The organism is Aquabacterium sp. (genome assembly GCF_044226965.1).
Lineage (GTDB): Bacteria > Pseudomonadota > Gammaproteobacteria > Burkholderiales > Burkholderiaceae_C > Pseudaquabacterium.
Genome location: NZ_JBGAGA010000035.1, coordinates 26177 through 43547, shown reverse-complemented (window position 1 = coordinate 43547; position 17371 = coordinate 26177). Strand labels below are relative to the sequence as shown.

The following is a 17371-nucleotide window of genomic DNA, read 5'->3' as shown; positions in this document are numbered from 1 at the left end:
TCATGCCTCCTGTGACGACAACAATGGCTCCGGCCGCAGGGGCAGGCTGCGCAAGCGCACGCCGGTGGCGTCTGCCACCGCGTTGGCGATGGCCGCCGCGGTGCCGCAGGTGCCCAGCATGCCGACGCCCTTGATGCCTTCGGCCAGGTCCGCATCATGCTCGGCCACGAACTGGATGTCGAATGCCGGCATGTCCGCGTGCACCGGCACCAGGTAGCCGCAGAAGTCGTCGTTGACGATGCGGCCGGTGAGCGGGTCGGTCACGCTGGCCTCGTGCAGCGCCATGCCGATGCCGCCGATCAGCCCGCCGATGGCCTGGCTGCGCACCATCACCGGGTCGAGCACGCGGCCGCAGGCATAGGCCGCACTCAGCCGGTGGACGCGTATTTCGCAGGTCAGCACATCCACCCGCACCTCGACGCACACCGCGCCGAACGCGAAGGTGCTGTGCGTCTGCGCAGCCGGGTCCGGCGGCTCGGTGCGGGCCTGGGCCGCCACCGGTGCACCGGCCTGCGGCCGTTCGCCGGCATCCAGGCGCGCGCGCAGCGCCCGCGCCGCCTGCGCCACCGCCGGGCCGAAGCTGCCGGTGGCCTGGGCGCCGCCGGAGAACGGGCCCTCGGGCAGCGCGCTGTCGCCGATCTCCACCACCACGTCCTGCGGGCTGCAGCCCAGTTCGTCGGCCACCAGGCGTGCCAGCGCCGTGAAGCTGCCGCTGCCCATGTCCTGCATCGCGCAGCGCACGCGGTAGCGGCCGGGTGCCGTGCAAGCCACCTCGGCTTCGCAGGCCTGGCGGTACACCGGGTAGGCGGCGCTGGCCAGGCCGTGGCCGATGCGCCAGCGGCCGTCGGCACTGAGGCCGCGCGCGCGCTGCTGCCAGCCAAAAGACGCGGCCGCGCGCTGCAGGCAGTCGCCCAGCGCGTGGCTGGACCAGGGCAGGCCCACATGCGGGTCGCGCTCGGGCAGGTTGCGCAGCCGCAAGTCCAGCGGGTCGATGGCCAGGGTCTTCGCCAGTTCGTCGAGCGCGCTCTCCAGCGCGAACATGCCCGGCCCTTCGCCCGGGGCACGCATCGGAATCGGCTGCGGCGCATGCACCCGCGCCAGCCGGTGCGCGGTGCGCACGGCGTCGCAGGCATAGAGCCAGCGCGTCGCGGCGCAGGTGGCGTCGCAGTACTCGCCCTGCAGGCCGGTCTCGTGCAGCGCCTCGTGGACCATCGCCAGCAGCCGGCCGTCGCGGCTGGCGCCGATGCGCAGGCGCTGGCGCGTCGGCGAACGCCGGCCCACCAGCGTGAACATCTCGGCCCGCGTGAGCTCCAGCCGCACCGGCCGGCCATGCCGCTGCGCCAGCTGCGCGATGGCTGCGGTGGGCGGCCACCACAGCTGGCCCTTGCTGCCGAAGCCGCCGCCGATCAGCCGGCATTCCACCTGCACCCGCTCGCGCGGCAGGCCGAGCATGTGCGCGATGACGCGGCGGGTGATGAACACGGCCTGGGTGCTGGTGTGCAGGTGCAGCTCGGGTTCGCCATCGGCGCCGGTGCGCCAGGCCGCGACGCTGACATGGGGCTCCATCGGCAGGTGCACGTTGGCCGCGGTGTGATAACGCGCATCGTGCACGACATCGGCGTTGGCCAGCGCCGCATCGGCATCGCCGCGCGCGGTGTCGGCGGGCACGCGGCCGGCCGAGGGCGGCGTGACCAGCGCATCGCCGGCCTGCGCCAGGTGGGCGATCAGCGGCTCGGCGCGGACCTCGGCCCGCACGCATGCCGCCGCCGCGCGCGCGGCCGCCGGGGTGTCGGCCAGCACGATGGCCAGCGGCTGGCCGCGCCAGCGGATGCGGCGATCGGCCCAGGGCACCGGCACGCCGGCATCGCGCAGCGGCGGCAGATCGCCGGCGCCGTAGACGCCGAGCACGCCGGGCAAGGCCAGCGCCGCGTGGCTGTCCAGCGCCAGCAGCTCGCCATGCGCGATCGGCGCCGGCACCAGCGCCGCATGCAGCAGGCCGGCGGGCCATTCGTCGCCGCAGTAGCGGGCCTGGCCCAGCAGCTTGGGCCAGGCCTCGTGGCGCGGTGCGGCGGGCAGCGTGGTCGGGTCGAGGGTGTCGGGGTTCATGCGGTCCTCCGCAGGGTGATCAGGGCGCGTTCGAGGCTGCGCGCCAGCAGCCGCGGCTTGGGGCCGCGGGCGGCCGGCGTGGCCGTGGCGTCGAAGGTGTGCGCGGCGATGGCGGCCGGCTGCAGCGTCGGCCAGCGCTGGCCGCGCAGCGCGGCTTCGACCGCCTGCAGGCGCCACGGTGTCGGCGCCACGCCGCCGGCGCTGACCGCGGCGTCGGCGATGCGCTGCTGCGCGTCGAGCTGCAGCTGCACCGCCACCGAGACCAGCGCGAACTCGAAGCTGGCGCGCTCGCGCACCTTGTCGAACTGGCTGAGCGCGGTCGCGCCGGGCGGCACCAGCACTTCCAGCGCGGTGATCAGCTCGCCCGGCGCCAGCGCCGGGGCGCCGGGCACGCCGGGGCGCTGGTCACCGTCGCACCACAGCGCCTCCAGCGGCAGACGGCGCGTGCCGTGCAGCGAGCGCAGCAGCACCTGCGCGCGCAGCGCCTGCAGCGCCACGGCCAGGTCCGAGGGCGCGGCGGCGGCGCACTGCGCCTGGCCGCCGAACGGGGCCAGCCAGCGTTCGGCCTCGGCGGCACCGGCCTGTGCCGCGGCCTGGGCATCGCAGCCACTGCCGGGCGCGCGCCGGTTGCAGCCCGGCGCGCCGCTGCGGAACCACGGGCAGCGCGGCGCCTGCAGCAGGTTGCCGGCCAGCGTGGCGCGCTGGCGCACCTGCGCGCTGGCACCGGCGCGCAGCGCCTGCGCAACCAACGGCGCATGGGCCTGCACCAGCGGGTGGCCGGCGGCCTCCTGCGCGGTGGTCAGCGCGCCCAGCACCAGCCGGTCGCCTTCGCGCCGCACGCCGGCCAGCGGCAGGCGGCCCAGGTCGACCAGCGTGGAGGCGCTGCGCAGCCGCGCGCGGGTCAGCGGCACGAGCTCGGTGCCGCCGGCCAGCGGCGCGGCCTGCGTGTCGGCGGCCAGCAGCTGCAAGGCGGCCTCGATCGACGACGGGCGGGCATAGCGGTGCAACAGCACCGGCGCGTTCATGCGGCACCCCGCTGGGCCTGCACCTGCAGGATCGCGTCGACGATCTGCGGGTAGGCGCCGCAGCGGCACAGGTTGCCGCTCATCGCCTCGGCCACGGCCGCGCGCTCGGCTGGCACGCCTTCGGTCAGCAGCGCGGTGGCCGCCATCAACTGGCCCGGTGTGCAGAAGCCGCACTGCAGGCCGTCGCAGGCGGCGAAGGCCGCCTGCAGCGGCGAGGGGCGGCCCTGCGCATCGGCCAGGCCTTCGACGGTGGTGATGCGTGCGCCGTCCACCGAAGCGGCCAGGGTCACGCAGGCCAGCGCGCGCCGGCCGTCGACCAGCACGGTGCAGGCGCCGCAGCCGCCGCGGTCGCAGCCGCGCTTGGTGCCGGTGAGCCGGCAGTGCTCGCGCAGCGCGTCGAGCAACGTGGTGTCGGCCGGCAGCGCGAGGGCCCGCGGCTGGCCGTTGATGTCGAACGTGAGGTCCAGCGAGTCCAGCGGCTCGTCGTGGGGCACAGGCATGGTGGCGACTCCGGCGGAGCCTGCACGCCGACCCGGGATGGGTCGGACCGGCAGGCCCACTCGAAATCGATGCTAGGAGTTCGAGTGCACTCGAAGTCAAGCGCTTTCGCAGGGCGGCTGGGCTGGCTCTGCCGGGCGATGGCATCGGTGGCCGAGGACCCGCGAACTGCCGTGAGACCGGGGCCGAAGCGCAAGGCGGCGACAGGCCCCGCGTGGCGGCCACGCCACCGGTGCGCGGCACGCCATCGCCACCCGCGCCCCTGCGTGCTAAGGTGCCCTGCACCCCCCTCGCGCGCTCGCGGCGCGCGTACGCCGGCACGATGGCCCTGCATGCCTACCTCGCCCAGGATCGCTGGCGCGCGCTTGCGCGTGGCGAGTCCTTGCCGGTCGACTGCCTGGGCGCGGCGCTGTTTGCCGACATCTCCGGCTTCACCGCGCTGACCGAGGCGCTGACCCAGGCCGGCGGCCAGCGGCGCGGCGTGGAAGCCCTGGCGCGGCGCATCAATGCCGTGCATGAGGCGCTGATCGCCGAGGTCGAGTACGAGGGCGGCAGCGTGGTCGGCTTTGCCGGCGACGGCATGACCTGCTGGTTCGATGGCGCAGGCGATGCAGGCTTGGGCGCTGCGGCGCAGCGCGCGGCGCGTTGCGGCCAGCGCATGCTGCAGGCGATGGCGGGTTTCGAGGGCCTGGCGGTCAAGGTCGGCATCGGCTGCGGGCCGGCGCAGCGGCTGGTGGTGGGCGATGCGGCGCTGCATCTGATCGACCTGCTGGCCGGCGGCACGGTGGCGCGCGCGGTGCAGGCCGAAGGGCTGGCGCGGGCCGGTGAGCTGGTGGTCGACGCGGCCTGCGCGGCGGCCTTGGACTGGCCGACCCAGACGCCCCGGCACGCGGCGGACGGCGCGGCGTTCTTCGCCGGCGAGCCGTCGACGACGGCCCTTGCGGCGATGCCGGGCGCCGTCCCCGCAGCGGGCCGCGCCGACCCCGTGCCGGCGCTGCCGATCGAGCGGCTGCAACCCTGGCTGCTGCCCTTCGTGTTCGAGCGCGAACGCATCGGCGAAGGCCTGTTCGCCACCGATCTGCGGCCGGCCACCGCGCTGTTCCTGCGCCTGCTGTCGCTGCCGGGCGAGGCGGCGTTGCCGGGGCTGGTGGCGCTGGCGCAGCAGCAACTGCAGCGCCAGGGCGGCGTGCTGCTCGAAGCCACGGTCGATGCGCGGGGCCTGTGCCTGTATGGCAACTTCGGCGCCGCGCGCATGCATGAAGACGATGCGCGCCGCGCGCTGCATGCGGCGCTGGCGCTGCGCCAGGCGCTGGAAGCCGCGGGCTGCGCGCTGCAGATCGGCCTGAGCAGCGGCACCTTGTGCGTCGGCGGCTATGGCGGACCGACGCGGCGTTCGTTCGGCGCCATCGGCGACGAGGTCAACACCGCCGCGCGGCTGATGGCGCAGGCGCAGCCGGGCGAGATCCTGCTGTCGGGCCGCGTGCGCCAGGCCGCCGGCGATGCGGCGTTCGTGTTCGAGCCGCGCTCGCCGATCGCGATGAAGGGCAAGGCCGAGCCGATGCCGGTGTTCGCGCTGGGCGGGCTGCAGCAGCGCCGCGCCATCCGGCTGCAGGAGCCCGATGCGCTGCTGCCGATGGTCGGTCGCGAAGCCGAGGCCGCGCTGCTGGTGGCCAAGCTGGCCGCCGCGGCGGCCGGGCGCGGGCAGCTGCTGCGCGTCGTGGCCGAGGCCGGCATGGGCAAGTCGCGGCTGGTGGCCGAAGCGGTGCGGCTGGCGCGGCGCGGCCGCTTCATCGGCTACGGCGGCGCCTGCCGGCTCGACGGCATCCGCGCGCCGTATGGCGTGTGGCAGGGCATCTTCACAGCCTTCTTCGAGCTCGACCCCGCGCTGCCCCAGCGCCGCCAGCGGCACGCGGTGCAATCGCTGCTGCAGCTGCATGCGCCCGCGCATGCCGAGGCCTGGCCCTTGCTCGGCGCGGTGCTCGGCCAGGACTGGCCCGACACGCCGTTCACCGCCGCGCTGCAGCCGCAGGACCGCAAGTCGCTGCTGGAAGCGATGCTGCTGGCCTGCCTGCAGTCGGCGGCGGCCGAGGCGGCCGAGGACGGCATGGGCCTGCTGCTGGTGCTGGAAGACCTGCATGCGGCCGACCCGCTGTCGCTGGACCTGCTGCTGCTGCTGGCGCGCGGCGTGGCCGAGCTGCCGGTGCTGCTGCTGACCGCCGAGCGCCCGCCGGAGGCCGATGCGGCCATCGGCACCGTGGCGACGCGGCTCGCGGCGCTGCCGCAGGCCGAGACGCTGCTGCTGCAGGCGCTGGGCCCGGCCGACGTCGAGCACATCGTGCGGGCCAAGCTCGCGCTGCAGTTCCCGGAGCGCGCCGGCACCGTGCCGCGCGCGCTGATCGAGCAGGTGGCCGAGCGCGCGCAGGGCAACCCGTTCTATGTCGACGAACTGCTGAACTACCTGCACGACCGCGGGCTGGACCCGCGGCGGCCCGACGCCGTTCAAGCGCTGGCGCTGCCGGCCAGCCTGCATGCGCTGGTGCTCAGCCGCATCGATGGCCTGGCCGCCTCGCAGCAGGGCGCGCTGAAGGCGGCCAGCATCATCGGCCGACAGTTCGCGCAGCAGGACCTGCAGGGCTACTGCCCGAGCCTGGGCGCGCCGGCCGCGGTGCAGGCCGACCTGGCGGCGCTGGACCGGCTGGGCTTCACGCCACGACTGCCGCAGGCCGGAGAGGCCGACAGCGCCCGTGAGGCCTGCCATGTGTTCCGCCACCTGGTGACCCTGGAGGTCAGCTACGAGAGCCTGGCGCAGGACACGCGCGTGCGCCTGCACGCGCAATTCGGACGTTATCTCGAGCAGGCGCATGCCGGCCAGCTGGGACCGCTGGCGCCGCAGCTGGCGCACCACTTCGAGCGCGCGCAGGTCCGCGACGAGGCCTGCCGCTACCTGCGCCAGGCCGGCGAGCAGGCCGCCGCGGCGTTTGCGAACGACGAGGCGCTGGACTGCTTCGAGCGTGCCCTGCAGTGGCTGCCGGCGGAGGACGGTGGCACCCGCTTCGAGCTGCTGATGCGCTGCCAGGCCTTGCACGAGCTGCAGGGCCGGCACGAGGCGCAGCGCGCGGCGCTGGCCGCGCTGGAGCGGCTGGCGCCGGGCCTGGACCGCGCGGTCGAGCGCCAGGCCCAGGTGGCCACGCAGCGGGCGCGGCTGGAGATCGCGGTGGGCCAGTACGCGGCGGCCCGCGCCGCGGCCCAGGCCGCCAGCGCGCTGATCGAGTCCGATGCAGCCACCCGCGCGCGCGCCACCGAACGGCAGGCCGAGGCGCTGCTGCTCGAAGCGCGCGCGCTGTTCTTCGCCGGCCAGGCCGCCGCGGCGCGGCCGATGCTCGAGCGCGCGCTGGCGCTGGCCCGCGAAGGCGGCCATGCGCGCAGCGAGGTCCACGCGCTGTCGCAGACCGGCCTGCTGCACTGGCACACGGCCGACTACGCCGCGGCCGAGCAGTGGCTGCAGCAGGCGCTGGCGGCGAGCGAGGCCCTTGGCGACCCGCGGCTGCCGCTGGACATCCTGAACAACCTGGGCGTGGTGGCCAAGTCACGTGCGCGTTATCACGAGGCGGTGGGCCACTACCGGCAGGCGATGGCCATCGCGCGGCGCGTCGGCGACCGGCCCGGCGAGGCGATGCTGCTGAACAACCTGGGCAGCGCCTGCCTGTCGGCCGGCGACTTCCCGTCTGCGGGTCAGTACGCCGCGCAGGCGGCACGCATGTTTGCCGACGCGCAGGAACCGGTGCAGCATGGCCTGGCGCTGATCAACCGCGCCGAGGCGCACCGCGAACTGGGCCAGTACGCCCAGGCACGCAGCCTGTCCGAACAGGCGCTGGCGCTGCTGCGCGCCAGCGGCTTCCGGCGCGGCGAGGCCATCGTGCTGGAAAACCTGGGACTGGCGGCGATGGGGCAGGGCCGCTGGGCCGAGGCAGCCGCATGGATGGACCACGCGCTGGCGCTGGCGCGCGAGATCGGCCTGCGATCGATAGTGACCAGCGTGTCGAAGAACCAGGGGCTGATCGCGCTGGGCCGCGGCGATGCGGCCACGGCGCAGCAGGCGCTGGACGAAGCCTGGACCCTGGCGCAGGCCCTGGAGGCCGAGGACTTGATGCTGGAGGTGGCGGCCGCGCAGGCCCTGCTGGCGCTGGCCGAGCCGGGCGGTGAAGCCGGCGTGGCGCGGGCGCGCGAGCCCCTGGCGCGCGTGCTGCCGGCGCTGCTGCCAGCGGCTGATGTGAGCGGCCAGGAGGCCGCGCCGCAGCGGCCGATGGCGTTGTACCTGCACGCCTGGCGCGCGCTGCGCGCCTGCGCCGACCCGCGCGCCGAGGCGCTGCGCCTGCAGGCCTGCGCGCAGCTGCAGGCGCGCAGCCTGCGCATCCCGGATGCCGCCGCGCGGCGCGACTACCTGGCCATCGCCGAACACCAGGCCCTGCTGAACGGAGCCCCCGATGCCTGAGCCCGCACCGCGCTACGAGGCCTTCTTGCAGCTGGACACCGGCACCCACCACGGCGAGATCATCCAGCTTGCCGCCACGCGCGACGGCCAGCGCCTGGTGAGCGCCGGCGAGACGACGATCCGCGTCTGGCACGCGCAGACCCGCACGCTCGAACGCCTGCTGCTGGGCCAGGTCAGCGGCATCACCGACGACGCTGCGGCCGACGGGCTGGCGCTACGCTTCGCGATCAGCCCGGATGGCCGCTGGGTCGCCGCGATCAAGCCCTGGAACCGGCGCGCGCTCGCCGAGCGGGTGGTCGGCAGGGCCGCTCATCATCACCGCTATGACGATGGGCTGGAGGGTGACGATCTTGGCCGCGTCACCGAACTGCAGCTGTTCGACCTGGCCACCGGCAACCTGCGGGCGCGCCACGTCCATCCGGGCCTGCTGCTCGACCTGGACTTCAGCCCCGATGGCCGCTGGCTGGTGATGGCCGGCAATGTGCGCGAAGGCCGCGGGCGCCGCGCCAGCGTGGCGCTGCTGGGCCTGCGCGACTGGTTGAAGGCCGGCACGCGCGGCCGGGCGGCATGGGTGGAGACGGTCACGGTCGGCCGGGCGCAGCGCTGCGCTTGGCTGCCGGTGGGCCTGCGCTGCGTGCCGGCCGGCCCGGGGCCGACCCCTCGGGGCCCCGCCCGGCTGGTGCTGGCGATGGGCGAGCCGATGGGGGCCGACGGCGAAGTGGCCTGGCTGGCGGTCGATGCCAAGGGCCGGCTGCGGGCCGACCGGCTGGTGCGCACCGAGGTGCCGATCAACCCGCCGACATTGGCGGTCAGCGCGGCGATGGCGGTGGTCGCGGCCGGGCCGCTGGGCGGCCGGCGGCGCCTGGGCCAGCTGCTGTGCCACGCGCACGACAGCGATGCCTGCGGCGCCATCGGCACCGAATCGCCCCCCGCCTCGGCCGCGTTCTCGCCCGCCGGCACGCAGCTGGTCGCCGGCTTTTCGGTCGACCGCGTCAACGGCCTCGACGTGGCGCCGGGCGACCAGGTGGTGCAGGTCAATGCCTATGCGGTGCTGCCCACCGGTGCGGGGCTGGAACTGCGTAGCAGCTACTACGGCCACGATGGCACCGTGTACGCCGCGGCCTGGCTTGACGAGGCCACCGCGGTCACGGCCGGTGGCGACAACCATGCCATCCACCTGTGGCGGCCCGAGCACCGGGTGGGCACGGTGCAGGCGGCGATCCGCGGCGTCGGCCAGACGCTCTATGCGCCGGGCATCACGCGGGCCGAACAGGTGCTGTTCGGCACCGTGCCGCAGCGCCTGCTGCCGCCGCGCCACCCGGCACGGCAGCAGGCCTTCTGCCTGCGCACGATGCGGCTGCTCACCACCGCGGCCAGCAGCCTGCGGCAGAGCGACTACGAGTCGCGCAAGTGGTTCATCATGGACCAGTCGGCCCAGGTGGTGCCGCTGCGCTACAGCCCCGATGCCTATGGCGACGCGCTGGACCTGCCGCCGGACCTGAGCCTGTTCGTCGGCGCCGACGACGAATGGGTGATCTGGAGCCGCTCGGGCTACTACGACGCCAGCCCGAACGGGGCGCAGCGCATCGGCTACCGCGTCAACCGCGGGCCGGACCAGGAAGCGCTGTTCGTGCCCAGCGACCGCTTCAAGCAGTTCTACCGGCCGGACATCATCGCGGCCATCGTGCGCCATGGGTCGGAAGACCGGGCCCGCAGCATGCGCCTGCCGATCGCGCCGATCGAGGTGGCGAAGATCCTGCCGCCGATCATCGAGCTGCTGCCCGGTGGCGCGCGGGTGGGCGATGGCGAGGTGCACCTGCACTTCAGCGTCGAGTGCCCGAACCCGGACGAGCCGGTGACGCGGCTGTGGATCCTGCGCAACGACCGCTTCGTGTGGGTCGAAACCCAGCCGAAGCGCCAGCCGCGTGCCGAGTACCGCGTGAGCCTGCCGTTGCGGCCGGGGCCGAACCTGATCAGCCTGCGTGCCGAAAACGCACAGGCCCGTGCCGTGCCGGTGGTGCTGCAGCTGACCGGCCCGGTGCCCGACGAGCCCGACGCAAGGGCGCGGCTGGATGCGCCGGGGCGCCTCTTCATGCTGAGCGTGGGCGTGTCGGACTTCGCCGCGGCCGGCACGCCGGAGGCCGGGCCGTTCCAGCCGCTGCGCTTTGCGCACCGCGATGCGCTGGCGGTGTTCAACGCCTTCGCACGCTCGGCGCCCGGGCATGCGGCGCATGCCACGTTGCCGCTGAAGAACGCCGCCTTCGAGGCGGTGGAGGCCGCGGTGCTGGTGAACGAGGCGGCCACCAAGCAGGCCATCCTGGCCGAGCTGGACCGGCTGTGCGCGCGCATCCGCGAGCGCCACCGCGCTGCCGGCGCCGAGCGCGACGTGCTGTTCGTCTTCCTCTCCGGCCACGGCGTGCGCTACCAGGGCGAGCCCGAGCTGTACTTCTGGAACCACGACCTGCGGCCGCAGGCGATGGAGAGCACGGGCCTGTCGATGCTGGACCTGGGCGACCGCATCACCGCGGTGCCGGCCGAGGTGGTGCTGGTGGTCGACGCCTGCCATTCGGCGATGGCCGGCAGCGGCGTGATGAGCGGGCTGGACGCCGAGGAACTGGCGCGCCGCGTGCACGCGATCAACGAGCGCGGCATGTACCTGCTGAACGCTGCGCGCAGCGAGGAGAAGGCGCGCGAGGACCCGACGGCGGGCCTGGGCGTCTTCACCGGCGCGATGCTCGAGACCCTGCGCTCGCAGCACTACCTGCAGCCCGAGGCGCCCGGCAGCACGCGCCGCAGCCTGGCAATGGCCGCGCTGATCGCCGGCGTGCAGCAGTTGCTGCCGCAGATCACCGCGCGCGCCGGCGTGCAGGCGCAGACGCCGGTGTGCCGCATCTACGGCGACCTGCTGCCGCTGACGATCTACAAGACCGACGCGGGTGGCGCCGCATTGCGACGCGCAGGCGCTTCGCGTAAGGTGCCCGCGGCGGGCGCGGCCCGTGCATCACGAGGAAGGAACAGCGGCATGGCAACGAAGACGGCTGCAGCGAAGCAGGCGCCTGCGAAGAAGGCAGCGGTGAAGAAGGCAGCGGTGAAGAAGACGGCCCCTGCGAAGAAGACCCCGGCCCGGGCCAGGCCCCAGGACGGCGGCAAGGGCGGGGCCGACATCGTGCGCCAGGCGCCCGAGGACAAGTAGCCGCCCCCGCGCCGAATGCGGCGGGGCCGCGTTCAGCGCCGGGCGCGCGGCGCCGCGCCGGCGCTGGCCCGCGTGGGCGCCAGCATGCCGGCGATGCGCGGCATCCACGCCCGCATCAGCTCGGTGAAGGCGCGCAACCGCGCCGGCAGGAAAGGCGCCTGCGGGTAGACCAGGTACACCGGCAGCGGCGGCGCGGCCCAGTCCGGCGCCAGCTGCACCAGCCGGCCCTGCGCCAGGTCGTCGGCCACCACCCAGGCCGAGAGCAGCGCCGCCCCGGCGCCGCCCAGCGCGGCCTGGCGCAGCGCATGCAGGCTGTCGGTGGCGAGCCGCGGGCGGATCGGCAGCCGCAGCGTCTGGCCGGCCGGCTGCTGCGTCAGCTGCACCTCGTCGCGGTAGTAGGTGCGAAAGGCCAGCCAGGGCAGGCCCTGCAGGGCCTGCGGGTGCTGCGGCGGCTTGCCGCGACCCCACAGGCCCGGTGCGGCCACCACGATGCGCGGCACCTCGGCCAGGCGGATCGCGACCACGCCCGGCTCTTCCACCGCGCCGACGCGGATCGCGCAATCGACACCCTGGGCGATGAAGTCCGGCAGCCGGTCGTACAGCAGCCATTCCACCGACACCTGCGGATGCCGGCGCAGGAACTCCAGCAGCGGCGCGATCAGCTGCTCCTGCCCGAAGGCATGCGGGGCCACCACGCGCAGCGCACCGCGCGCCTCGTGCTGCGCCCCGCGCAGGTCGGCCTCGATGGCCTGCCAGTTGTCGAGCAGGCCCTTGGCATGCGCGAAGCAGCGTTCGCCATCGGGCGTCAGCTTCATCGCATGGGTCGAGCGCTGCAGCAGCCGCACGCCCAGCCGCCGCTCCAGCATCTGCAGCCGGCGGCTGATGGTGGGCTGGCTGGTGCCGCCACGCGCCGCGGCGGCCGACAGGCTGCCGGCCTCGACGATGTGCACGAAGGTCTGCAGCAGCGCGAGCCGGTCGACCCCGGCGGGCAGGGCGGTGTCTTGCATGCGCCAAGCGTATAACAGAACTGCAATCCGGCCGCCTTCCGCCAGCGGCCATGCGTGGCAAGAATGCCACCATCGTCATTCGACCTGTCTCACCATGACCCTGATCGCCTCCACCCCGCCCGGCGCCGCCGCAGCGCCCGCCGGCGCCGACCCGCTGCCGGCTTCGCGCGTGCTGCTGCTGGCCACCGGTGCCGGCCTGGCCGTCGCGTCGATCTACTACAGCCAGCCGCTGCTGGGCGTGCTGGCGAGCGACCTGCCGCAGGGCGCCGGCCAGGTCGGCCTGGTGCCGACCTTGACCCAGCTCGGCTATGCGCTGGGCATCCTGCTGCTCTCGCCGCTGGGCGACCGCTTCGACCGGCGCCGGCTGATCGCGGCGAAGTCCGCGCTGCTGGCGCTGGCGCTGGCCGCCGCCGGCCTGGCGCCGGGCATCGGCAGCCTGCTGGCCGCGAGTCTGGCGGTGGGCCTGGCCGCCACGCTGGCGCAGGACATCGTGCCGGCCGCGGCCACGCTGGCCGCGCCGGAGCGCCGCGGCAAGGCCGTCGGCACCGTGATGACCGGGCTGCTGCTGGGCATCCTGCTATCACGCGTGGTGAGCGGCCTGGTCGCGCAGGCCTGGGGCTGGCGCTCGGTGTACGCGGCGGCGGCGGCCGCCATCGGGCTGCTGGGCGTGGCGCTGTGGCGCGGGCTGCCGCACTTCCGCCCCGACAGCACGCTGGGCTACCGCGCGCTGCTGGCCACGCTGCCCCCGCTGTGGCGGCGCCACGCGGCGCTGCGCCGTGCGGCCTGGGCGCAGGCCTTGCTGTCACTGGGCTTCAGCGCGTTCTGGTCGACGCTGGCCGTGATGCTGCACAGCCGTTTCCACTGGGGCAGCGCGGCGGCCGGTGCCTTTGGCCTGGCCGGCGCCGCCGGCGCGCTGGCGGCGCCGCTGGCAGGCCGCCTGGCCGACCGGCGCGGGCCCGAGCCGGTGATCCGCCTGGGCGCGCTGCTGGCCATGGCCTCGTTCGGGCTGATGGCGCTGGACGGCTGGCTGCCGCCGCAGGCGCAGTGGCTGCTGCTGGTGGTCGGCGCGATCGGCTTCGACTTCGGCATCCAGGCCGCGCTGGTGGCGCACCAGACGCAGGTCTACGGCCTCGATCCGCAGGCGCGCAGCCGGCTCAATGCGCTGCTGTTCACCACGATGTTCGTCGGCATGGCGGCGGGCTCGGCGCTGGGCAGCGGCGTGCTGGCCCTGGCCGGCTGGCATGGCGTGCTGATGCTCGGCATGGCCTCGGCCGGCGCGGCGCTCGCGCTGCGCTGCTGGCCGCGCCGCACGGCGCAGTGAACGCGCCGGGAGCGCGCGTCACACCCGCGCCATCGCCGACATCATCACCTGCTCCACCTGCTCGATCAGCCGTTCCCAGTCCTGCGTGGTCGCGGTCTGGCGCGCGCGCAGGCCCAGGCCGCGGGCGCGCACCGGGTCGGCGGCCAGCGCGACGGCCTGCCGCACGAAGCTGGTGCCATCGCCCTTGGGCGCCAGCAGGCCGTTCTCGCCGGGGCGCACCAGCTGCGCGGCGGCCGCATAGTCGTAGGCCAGCAGCGCCAGGCCGCTGGCCATGGCTTCGGGCGTGACGTTGCCGAAGGTCTCGGTCAGGCTCGGGAACAGGAACAGGTCGGCCGACGCGTAGTGCGTGGCCAGCTCGACGCCGGATCGCGTGCCGGCGAAGAGAGCCTGAGGGCAGCGGCGCTGCAGCTCGGCGCGCGCCGGGCCGTCGCCCACCAGCACCAGTTTCGCGTCGATGCCGGCCTGCTGGATGGCCTCGAACGCGGCGACCAGCTGCAGCAGGTTCTTCTCGCGCGCCAGGCGCCCCACGCACAGCAGCACGCGGGTGTCGTCGCCGGCGCCCCAGCTCGCGCGCAGCGCGCGGTCGCGGCGGCGCGGGTGGAACCGTTCGGTGTCCACGCCACGGGCCAGCACGCACAGGTTCTGGAAGCCGAAGCCGGCCAGTTGCTGGCGCAGCGCCTCGGTGGGCACCATGGTGTGCTGGGTCTGGTTGTGGAACTTGCGCAGGTAGCCGAGGATGGGCTTGTGCAGCCAGCCCACGCCGTAGTGCCGGCTGTAGTCGTGGAAGTTGGTGCGGAAGTCCGAGCTCACCGGCAGCTTCAGCTGCCGCGCGGCCTGCAGCGCCGACCAGCCCAGCGGCCCTTCGGTGGCGATGTGCACGATGTCCGGCCGCCGCAAGGTCCAGCGCGCCAGCAGCGCCTTCTTCGACGGCAGGCCCAGCGTGAGCTGCGGGTAGCGCGGGATCGGCAGGCCGCGCATCAGCACCTCGTCCATCGCCGTGGGGGATGAGGCATCGCTGTCGCCGCCGGCGTCGGGCTGGCAGGGCTGGCAGGGCTGGTGGGCCGCGGCGGCCTCGCTGGGCTGTCGCGGGCGCACCAGCTGCAGCTCGTGGTTGCGCGCGCGCAGGCCGTCGACCAACCGCGCCAGCGTCACCGCCACGCCGTTGATCTCCGGCGGGTAGGTCTCGGTCACCACCGCGATGCGCAGCGAACGCCGCGCCGGTGCGAAGTCTTCGACCAGGATGTTCGCGGTGGCGGCAGCGGTGGCGCTCATGCCGGCCATGCTGCCGGGCGGCTTCGACAGTTCGATGACGCGGCCATGGCGTTTGCGCGTCAGCATCGCGCCGCCGTCACCGGAATTTCATCGAATCACGCGAGCATCCGGCATCCATCCGAGGAGCAAACCACGTGCGGCAGATCTGGAAGACGCTGGCCCTCCAGCGCTGGGACGACCATCGCTACTACCACCACAGCCGGATCAACCAGTCGCTGCACCTGCTCAGCGCCTGCAGCTTCGTGTTCGCCTACGCGCTGATGTTCACCGACCCCGCCAGCGCCGCGCTGGTGGGCTGGCTGGTGGGCATGGTCAGCCGGCAGTCCGGCCACTTCTTCTTCGAGCCCAGGGGCTACGACCATGTGAACCGGGCCACCCACGCGCACAAGGAAGAGATCAAGATCGGCTACAACCTGCGCCGCAAGGTGGTGCTGATGGCGCTGTGGCTCGTGCTGCCGGCGTTGCTGGCGGCCGATCGCACGCTGTTCGGGCTGATCGAGCCGGCGCCCGGCATGGCCGGCTACTGGCACGACCTGGGGCTGCTGTGGCTCTCGCTGGGCATCGGCGGGCTGCTGTTCCGCGTGGTGCAGCTGGCCTTCACGCAGGGCCTGCTGACCGGGCTGGTGTGGGCACTGAAGATCCTGACCGACCCGTTCCACGACATCTACCTGTACCACCGGGCGCCGCTCGCGCTGCTGCGCGGCGAGCTGATCGACCCCATGCCTCACGTGCACTGACCGAGCGCACGGTCATCGGCATGGCGGCCATTCATCGATGGCCGCTTTTTTCATGGCCTAGAGGAAATGCGACCACATCTCCTTCAGCACCCCGCGCCGGATGGCCTGGTTGGTCAGCGCCGCGTCCTGCCACCACCAGCCGCCGGCGGCCATCTCGCTGGCCGCGGCAATGAAGCGGTCGGCCACCGCGTCGAACTCCGCGTCCGCCAGGCCCAAGCTGAAGATCAGCCGGCCGGTGCCGACCCAGCTCAGCGCCAGGCCGTGCGCGCGCAGGTAGAACTGCAGCAGCCAGTTGTAGCGCGAAGGCTGGGTGTAGGTGACGGTCCAGATGGTCGACAGCGCCGCCACCTGCACTGGCACGCCGGCCGCCTGCAGGCGCCGGTTCAGGGCCCCGGCGCGCGCCTGCCAGCGCTCGTCCAGCCCGTCGTACAGGCGCTGCACGTCGGGCTGCTCCCAGCGCTGCAGGAAGGCCTGCATCGCGCCCATCACGTACGGGTGGCTGTTGAAGGTGCCGCGCGCAAAGCAGATGTCGGCGGGCCGGTCTTCGCGATAGCGCTTCATCAGCGCGGCCTTGCCGCACAGCACGCCGATCGGCAGGCCGCCGCCCAGGGTCTTGCCGTAGGTCACCAGGTCGCCCTGCACGCCGAAGTAGTCCTGCGCGCCGCGCGGCGCCAGACGGAAGCCGGTGAACACCTCGTCGATGATCAGCACGATGCCGCGCTCGGTGCACACCGCGCGCAGCGCGCGCAGCCAGGCACTGTAGGCCGCGCGGTCGGCGCCGGCGCGTCGGCTGGAGTCGATCAGCGAGCCGTCGCCCGGCGCGGCGCTGTTCGGGTGCAGCGCCTGCAGCGGGTTCACCAGCACGCAGGCGATGTCGCGCCGCGTGCGCAGCACCTGCAGCGTGCGCGGGTGCATCTCGCGCAGCGTGTAGGTCTCGGTGGCCGGCCGCGGGTTGCCGGGGCCGGGCTGCACCTCGCCCCACCAGCCGTGGTAGGCGCCGCAGAAGCGCACCAGGTGGCTGCGCCGGGTGTGATAACGCGCCAGGCGCACGGCCTGCATGATGGCCTCGGTACCGGACATGTGGAAGCTCACCTCGTCCAGCCCGGAGAGGCGCTTGAGCCGCTCGACGTTGTCCAGCACGCAGGGGTGGTAGCCGCCCAGCACCGGGCCCAGCGCCTGCACCTGCGCCGCGCCTTCGGCGATGCAGTGCTTGTAGACGTCGGTGCCCAGCAGGTTCATGCCGTAGGAGCCGGTGAGGTCGATGAAGCGCTGGCCGTCCAGGTCGGTCAGCGTCACGCCGTCGCTGGCTTGCCAGAACGCGCCGACCGCGAGCCGCTCGCGCAGCAGCTTCGCGAACTGGAAGGGCACGCGGTAGCGGCTGGTGAACTGCAGGTCCGACAGCCCGGTGGCCGCCTGCGCGGTGGCCGCCAGGGTCAGCGGGTGGCGCTCGCGCAGCGTGGCGGCCAGGCGCTCGAAGCCGGCCTTGCGCCGGGCCTGCACCGGCAGCGGCGCGCTGTCGGCGCCGAAGAAGCGCGGCTCGTCGTAGTGATAACCCGGTATCAGCGCGGCCACGCGCCGGGCCATGCGGCCGTGCCCGGCCAGCGAGGGGTGTTTGGCGCGCGACAGCTGCAAGCGGCGGTGGGCCAGCGGCCATGCCGCCAGCGCGGCGGCCGCAGCCACCAGGGTCAGGGTCAAGGTGTTGTCCATGCCCCGATATCTA

The 17371-nt window shown here is 74.2% G+C and carries 10 protein-coding genes; 4 read left to right on the top strand and 6 right to left on the bottom strand.

The genetic code is table 11. The annotated features are described in order from the left end of the window. Genes ACILR4_RS16535 through ACILR4_RS16525 form a run of 3 tightly spaced genes read right to left on the bottom strand, consistent with a single transcriptional unit; the run spans window position 1 to window position 3631 of the window. Entirely contained in the window at window positions 1-2106 is a 2106-nt protein-coding gene (locus tag ACILR4_RS16535; RefSeq protein ID WP_395701956.1) for a xanthine dehydrogenase family protein molybdopterin-binding subunit, read from the bottom strand. Next, window positions 2103-3131, bottom strand: coding sequence for an FAD binding domain-containing protein (locus ACILR4_RS16530; protein ID WP_395701955.1), 1029 nt, complete (start codon window positions 3129-3131; stop codon window positions 2103-2105). Before ACILR4_RS16530 ends, ACILR4_RS16535 begins: the two co-directional genes overlap by 4 nt. After that, window positions 3128-3631: a (2Fe-2S)-binding protein gene (locus ACILR4_RS16525; protein WP_395701954.1), complete on the bottom strand. Its 504-nt coding sequence runs from the start codon at window positions 3629-3631 to the stop codon at window positions 3128-3130. The genes ACILR4_RS16530 and ACILR4_RS16525 overlap by 4 nt, the downstream gene beginning before the upstream one ends. A 320-nt stretch (window positions 3632-3951) precedes the next feature. Here ACILR4_RS16525 and ACILR4_RS16520 point away from each other — a divergent pair, with 320 nt between their 5' ends. Next, window positions 3952-8121 (top strand): tetratricopeptide repeat protein, encoded by a 4170-nt coding sequence (locus ACILR4_RS16520; RefSeq protein WP_395701953.1) that lies wholly within the window; start codon window positions 3952-3954, stop codon window positions 8119-8121. Continuing rightward, window positions 8114-11314 carry a caspase family protein gene (locus ACILR4_RS16515; RefSeq protein ID WP_395701952.1) on the top strand — a complete coding sequence of 1067 codons (3201 nt, stop codon included), beginning with the start codon at window positions 8114-8116 and terminating at the stop codon, window positions 11312-11314. Before ACILR4_RS16520 ends, ACILR4_RS16515 begins: the two co-directional genes overlap by 8 nt. Before the next feature lie 32 nt (window positions 11315-11346). Here ACILR4_RS16515 and ACILR4_RS16510 read toward each other — a convergent pair whose 3' ends face one another. Continuing rightward, window positions 11347-12321: a LysR substrate-binding domain-containing protein gene (locus ACILR4_RS16510; protein WP_395701951.1), complete on the bottom strand. Its 975-nt coding sequence runs from the start codon at window positions 12319-12321 to the stop codon at window positions 11347-11349. A gap of 94 nt (window positions 12322-12415) precedes the next feature. On the opposite strand from ACILR4_RS16510, the gene ACILR4_RS16505 reads away from it, so the two are divergent. Further along, window positions 12416-13642, top strand: a complete 1227-nt coding sequence (locus ACILR4_RS16505; protein WP_395701950.1) for an MFS transporter — start codon at window positions 12416-12418, stop codon at window positions 13640-13642. An 18-nt stretch (window positions 13643-13660) separates the two neighbouring features. Here ACILR4_RS16505 and ACILR4_RS16500 read toward each other — a convergent pair whose 3' ends face one another. Next, entirely contained in the window at window positions 13661-14980 is a 1320-nt protein-coding gene (locus ACILR4_RS16500; RefSeq protein WP_395701949.1) for a glycosyltransferase family 4 protein, read from the bottom strand. 68 nt (window positions 14981-15048) lie between these two features. Between ACILR4_RS16500 and ACILR4_RS16495 the strand changes: the two genes are divergently transcribed. Beyond that, the gene (locus ACILR4_RS16495) at window positions 15049-15651 is read left to right on the top strand and encodes a hypothetical protein (protein ID WP_395701948.1); all 603 of its coding nucleotides are present in this window, start codon (window positions 15049-15051) and stop codon (window positions 15649-15651) included. A 57-nt stretch (window positions 15652-15708) separates the two neighbouring features. Here ACILR4_RS16495 and ACILR4_RS16490 read toward each other — a convergent pair whose 3' ends face one another. Then, window positions 15709-17358, bottom strand: coding sequence for an aminotransferase class III-fold pyridoxal phosphate-dependent enzyme (locus tag ACILR4_RS16490; protein WP_395701947.1), 1650 nt, complete (start codon window positions 17356-17358; stop codon window positions 15709-15711). Window positions 17359-17371 lie beyond the last annotated feature (13 nt).

What these genes read in the sequence shown, in the direction of transcription:
- ACILR4_RS16535 (WP_395701956.1), bottom strand. Translation starts at nt 2,106, where the DNA reads ATGAACCCCGACACCCTCGACCCGACCACGCTGCCCGCCGCACCGCGC.
- ACILR4_RS16530 (WP_395701955.1), bottom strand. Translation starts at nt 3,131, where the DNA reads ATGAACGCGCCGGTGCTGTTGCACCGCTATGCCCGCCCGTCGTCGATC.
- ACILR4_RS16525 (WP_395701954.1), bottom strand. Translation starts at nt 3,631, where the DNA reads ATGCCTGTGCCCCACGACGAGCCGCTGGACTCGCTGGACCTCACGTTC.
- ACILR4_RS16520 (WP_395701953.1), top strand. Translation starts at nt 3,952, where the DNA reads ATGGCCCTGCATGCCTACCTCGCCCAGGATCGCTGGCGCGCGCTTGCG.
- ACILR4_RS16515 (WP_395701952.1), top strand. Translation starts at nt 8,114, where the DNA reads ATGCCTGAGCCCGCACCGCGCTACGAGGCCTTCTTGCAGCTGGACACC.
- ACILR4_RS16510 (WP_395701951.1), bottom strand. Translation starts at nt 12,321, where the DNA reads ATGCAAGACACCGCCCTGCCCGCCGGGGTCGACCGGCTCGCGCTGCTG.
- ACILR4_RS16505 (WP_395701950.1), top strand. Translation starts at nt 12,416, where the DNA reads ATGACCCTGATCGCCTCCACCCCGCCCGGCGCCGCCGCAGCGCCCGCC.
- ACILR4_RS16500 (WP_395701949.1), bottom strand. Translation starts at nt 14,980, where the DNA reads ATGCTGACGCGCAAACGCCATGGCCGCGTCATCGAACTGTCGAAGCCG.
- ACILR4_RS16490 (WP_395701947.1), bottom strand. Translation starts at nt 17,358, where the DNA reads ATGGACAACACCTTGACCCTGACCCTGGTGGCTGCGGCCGCCGCGCTG.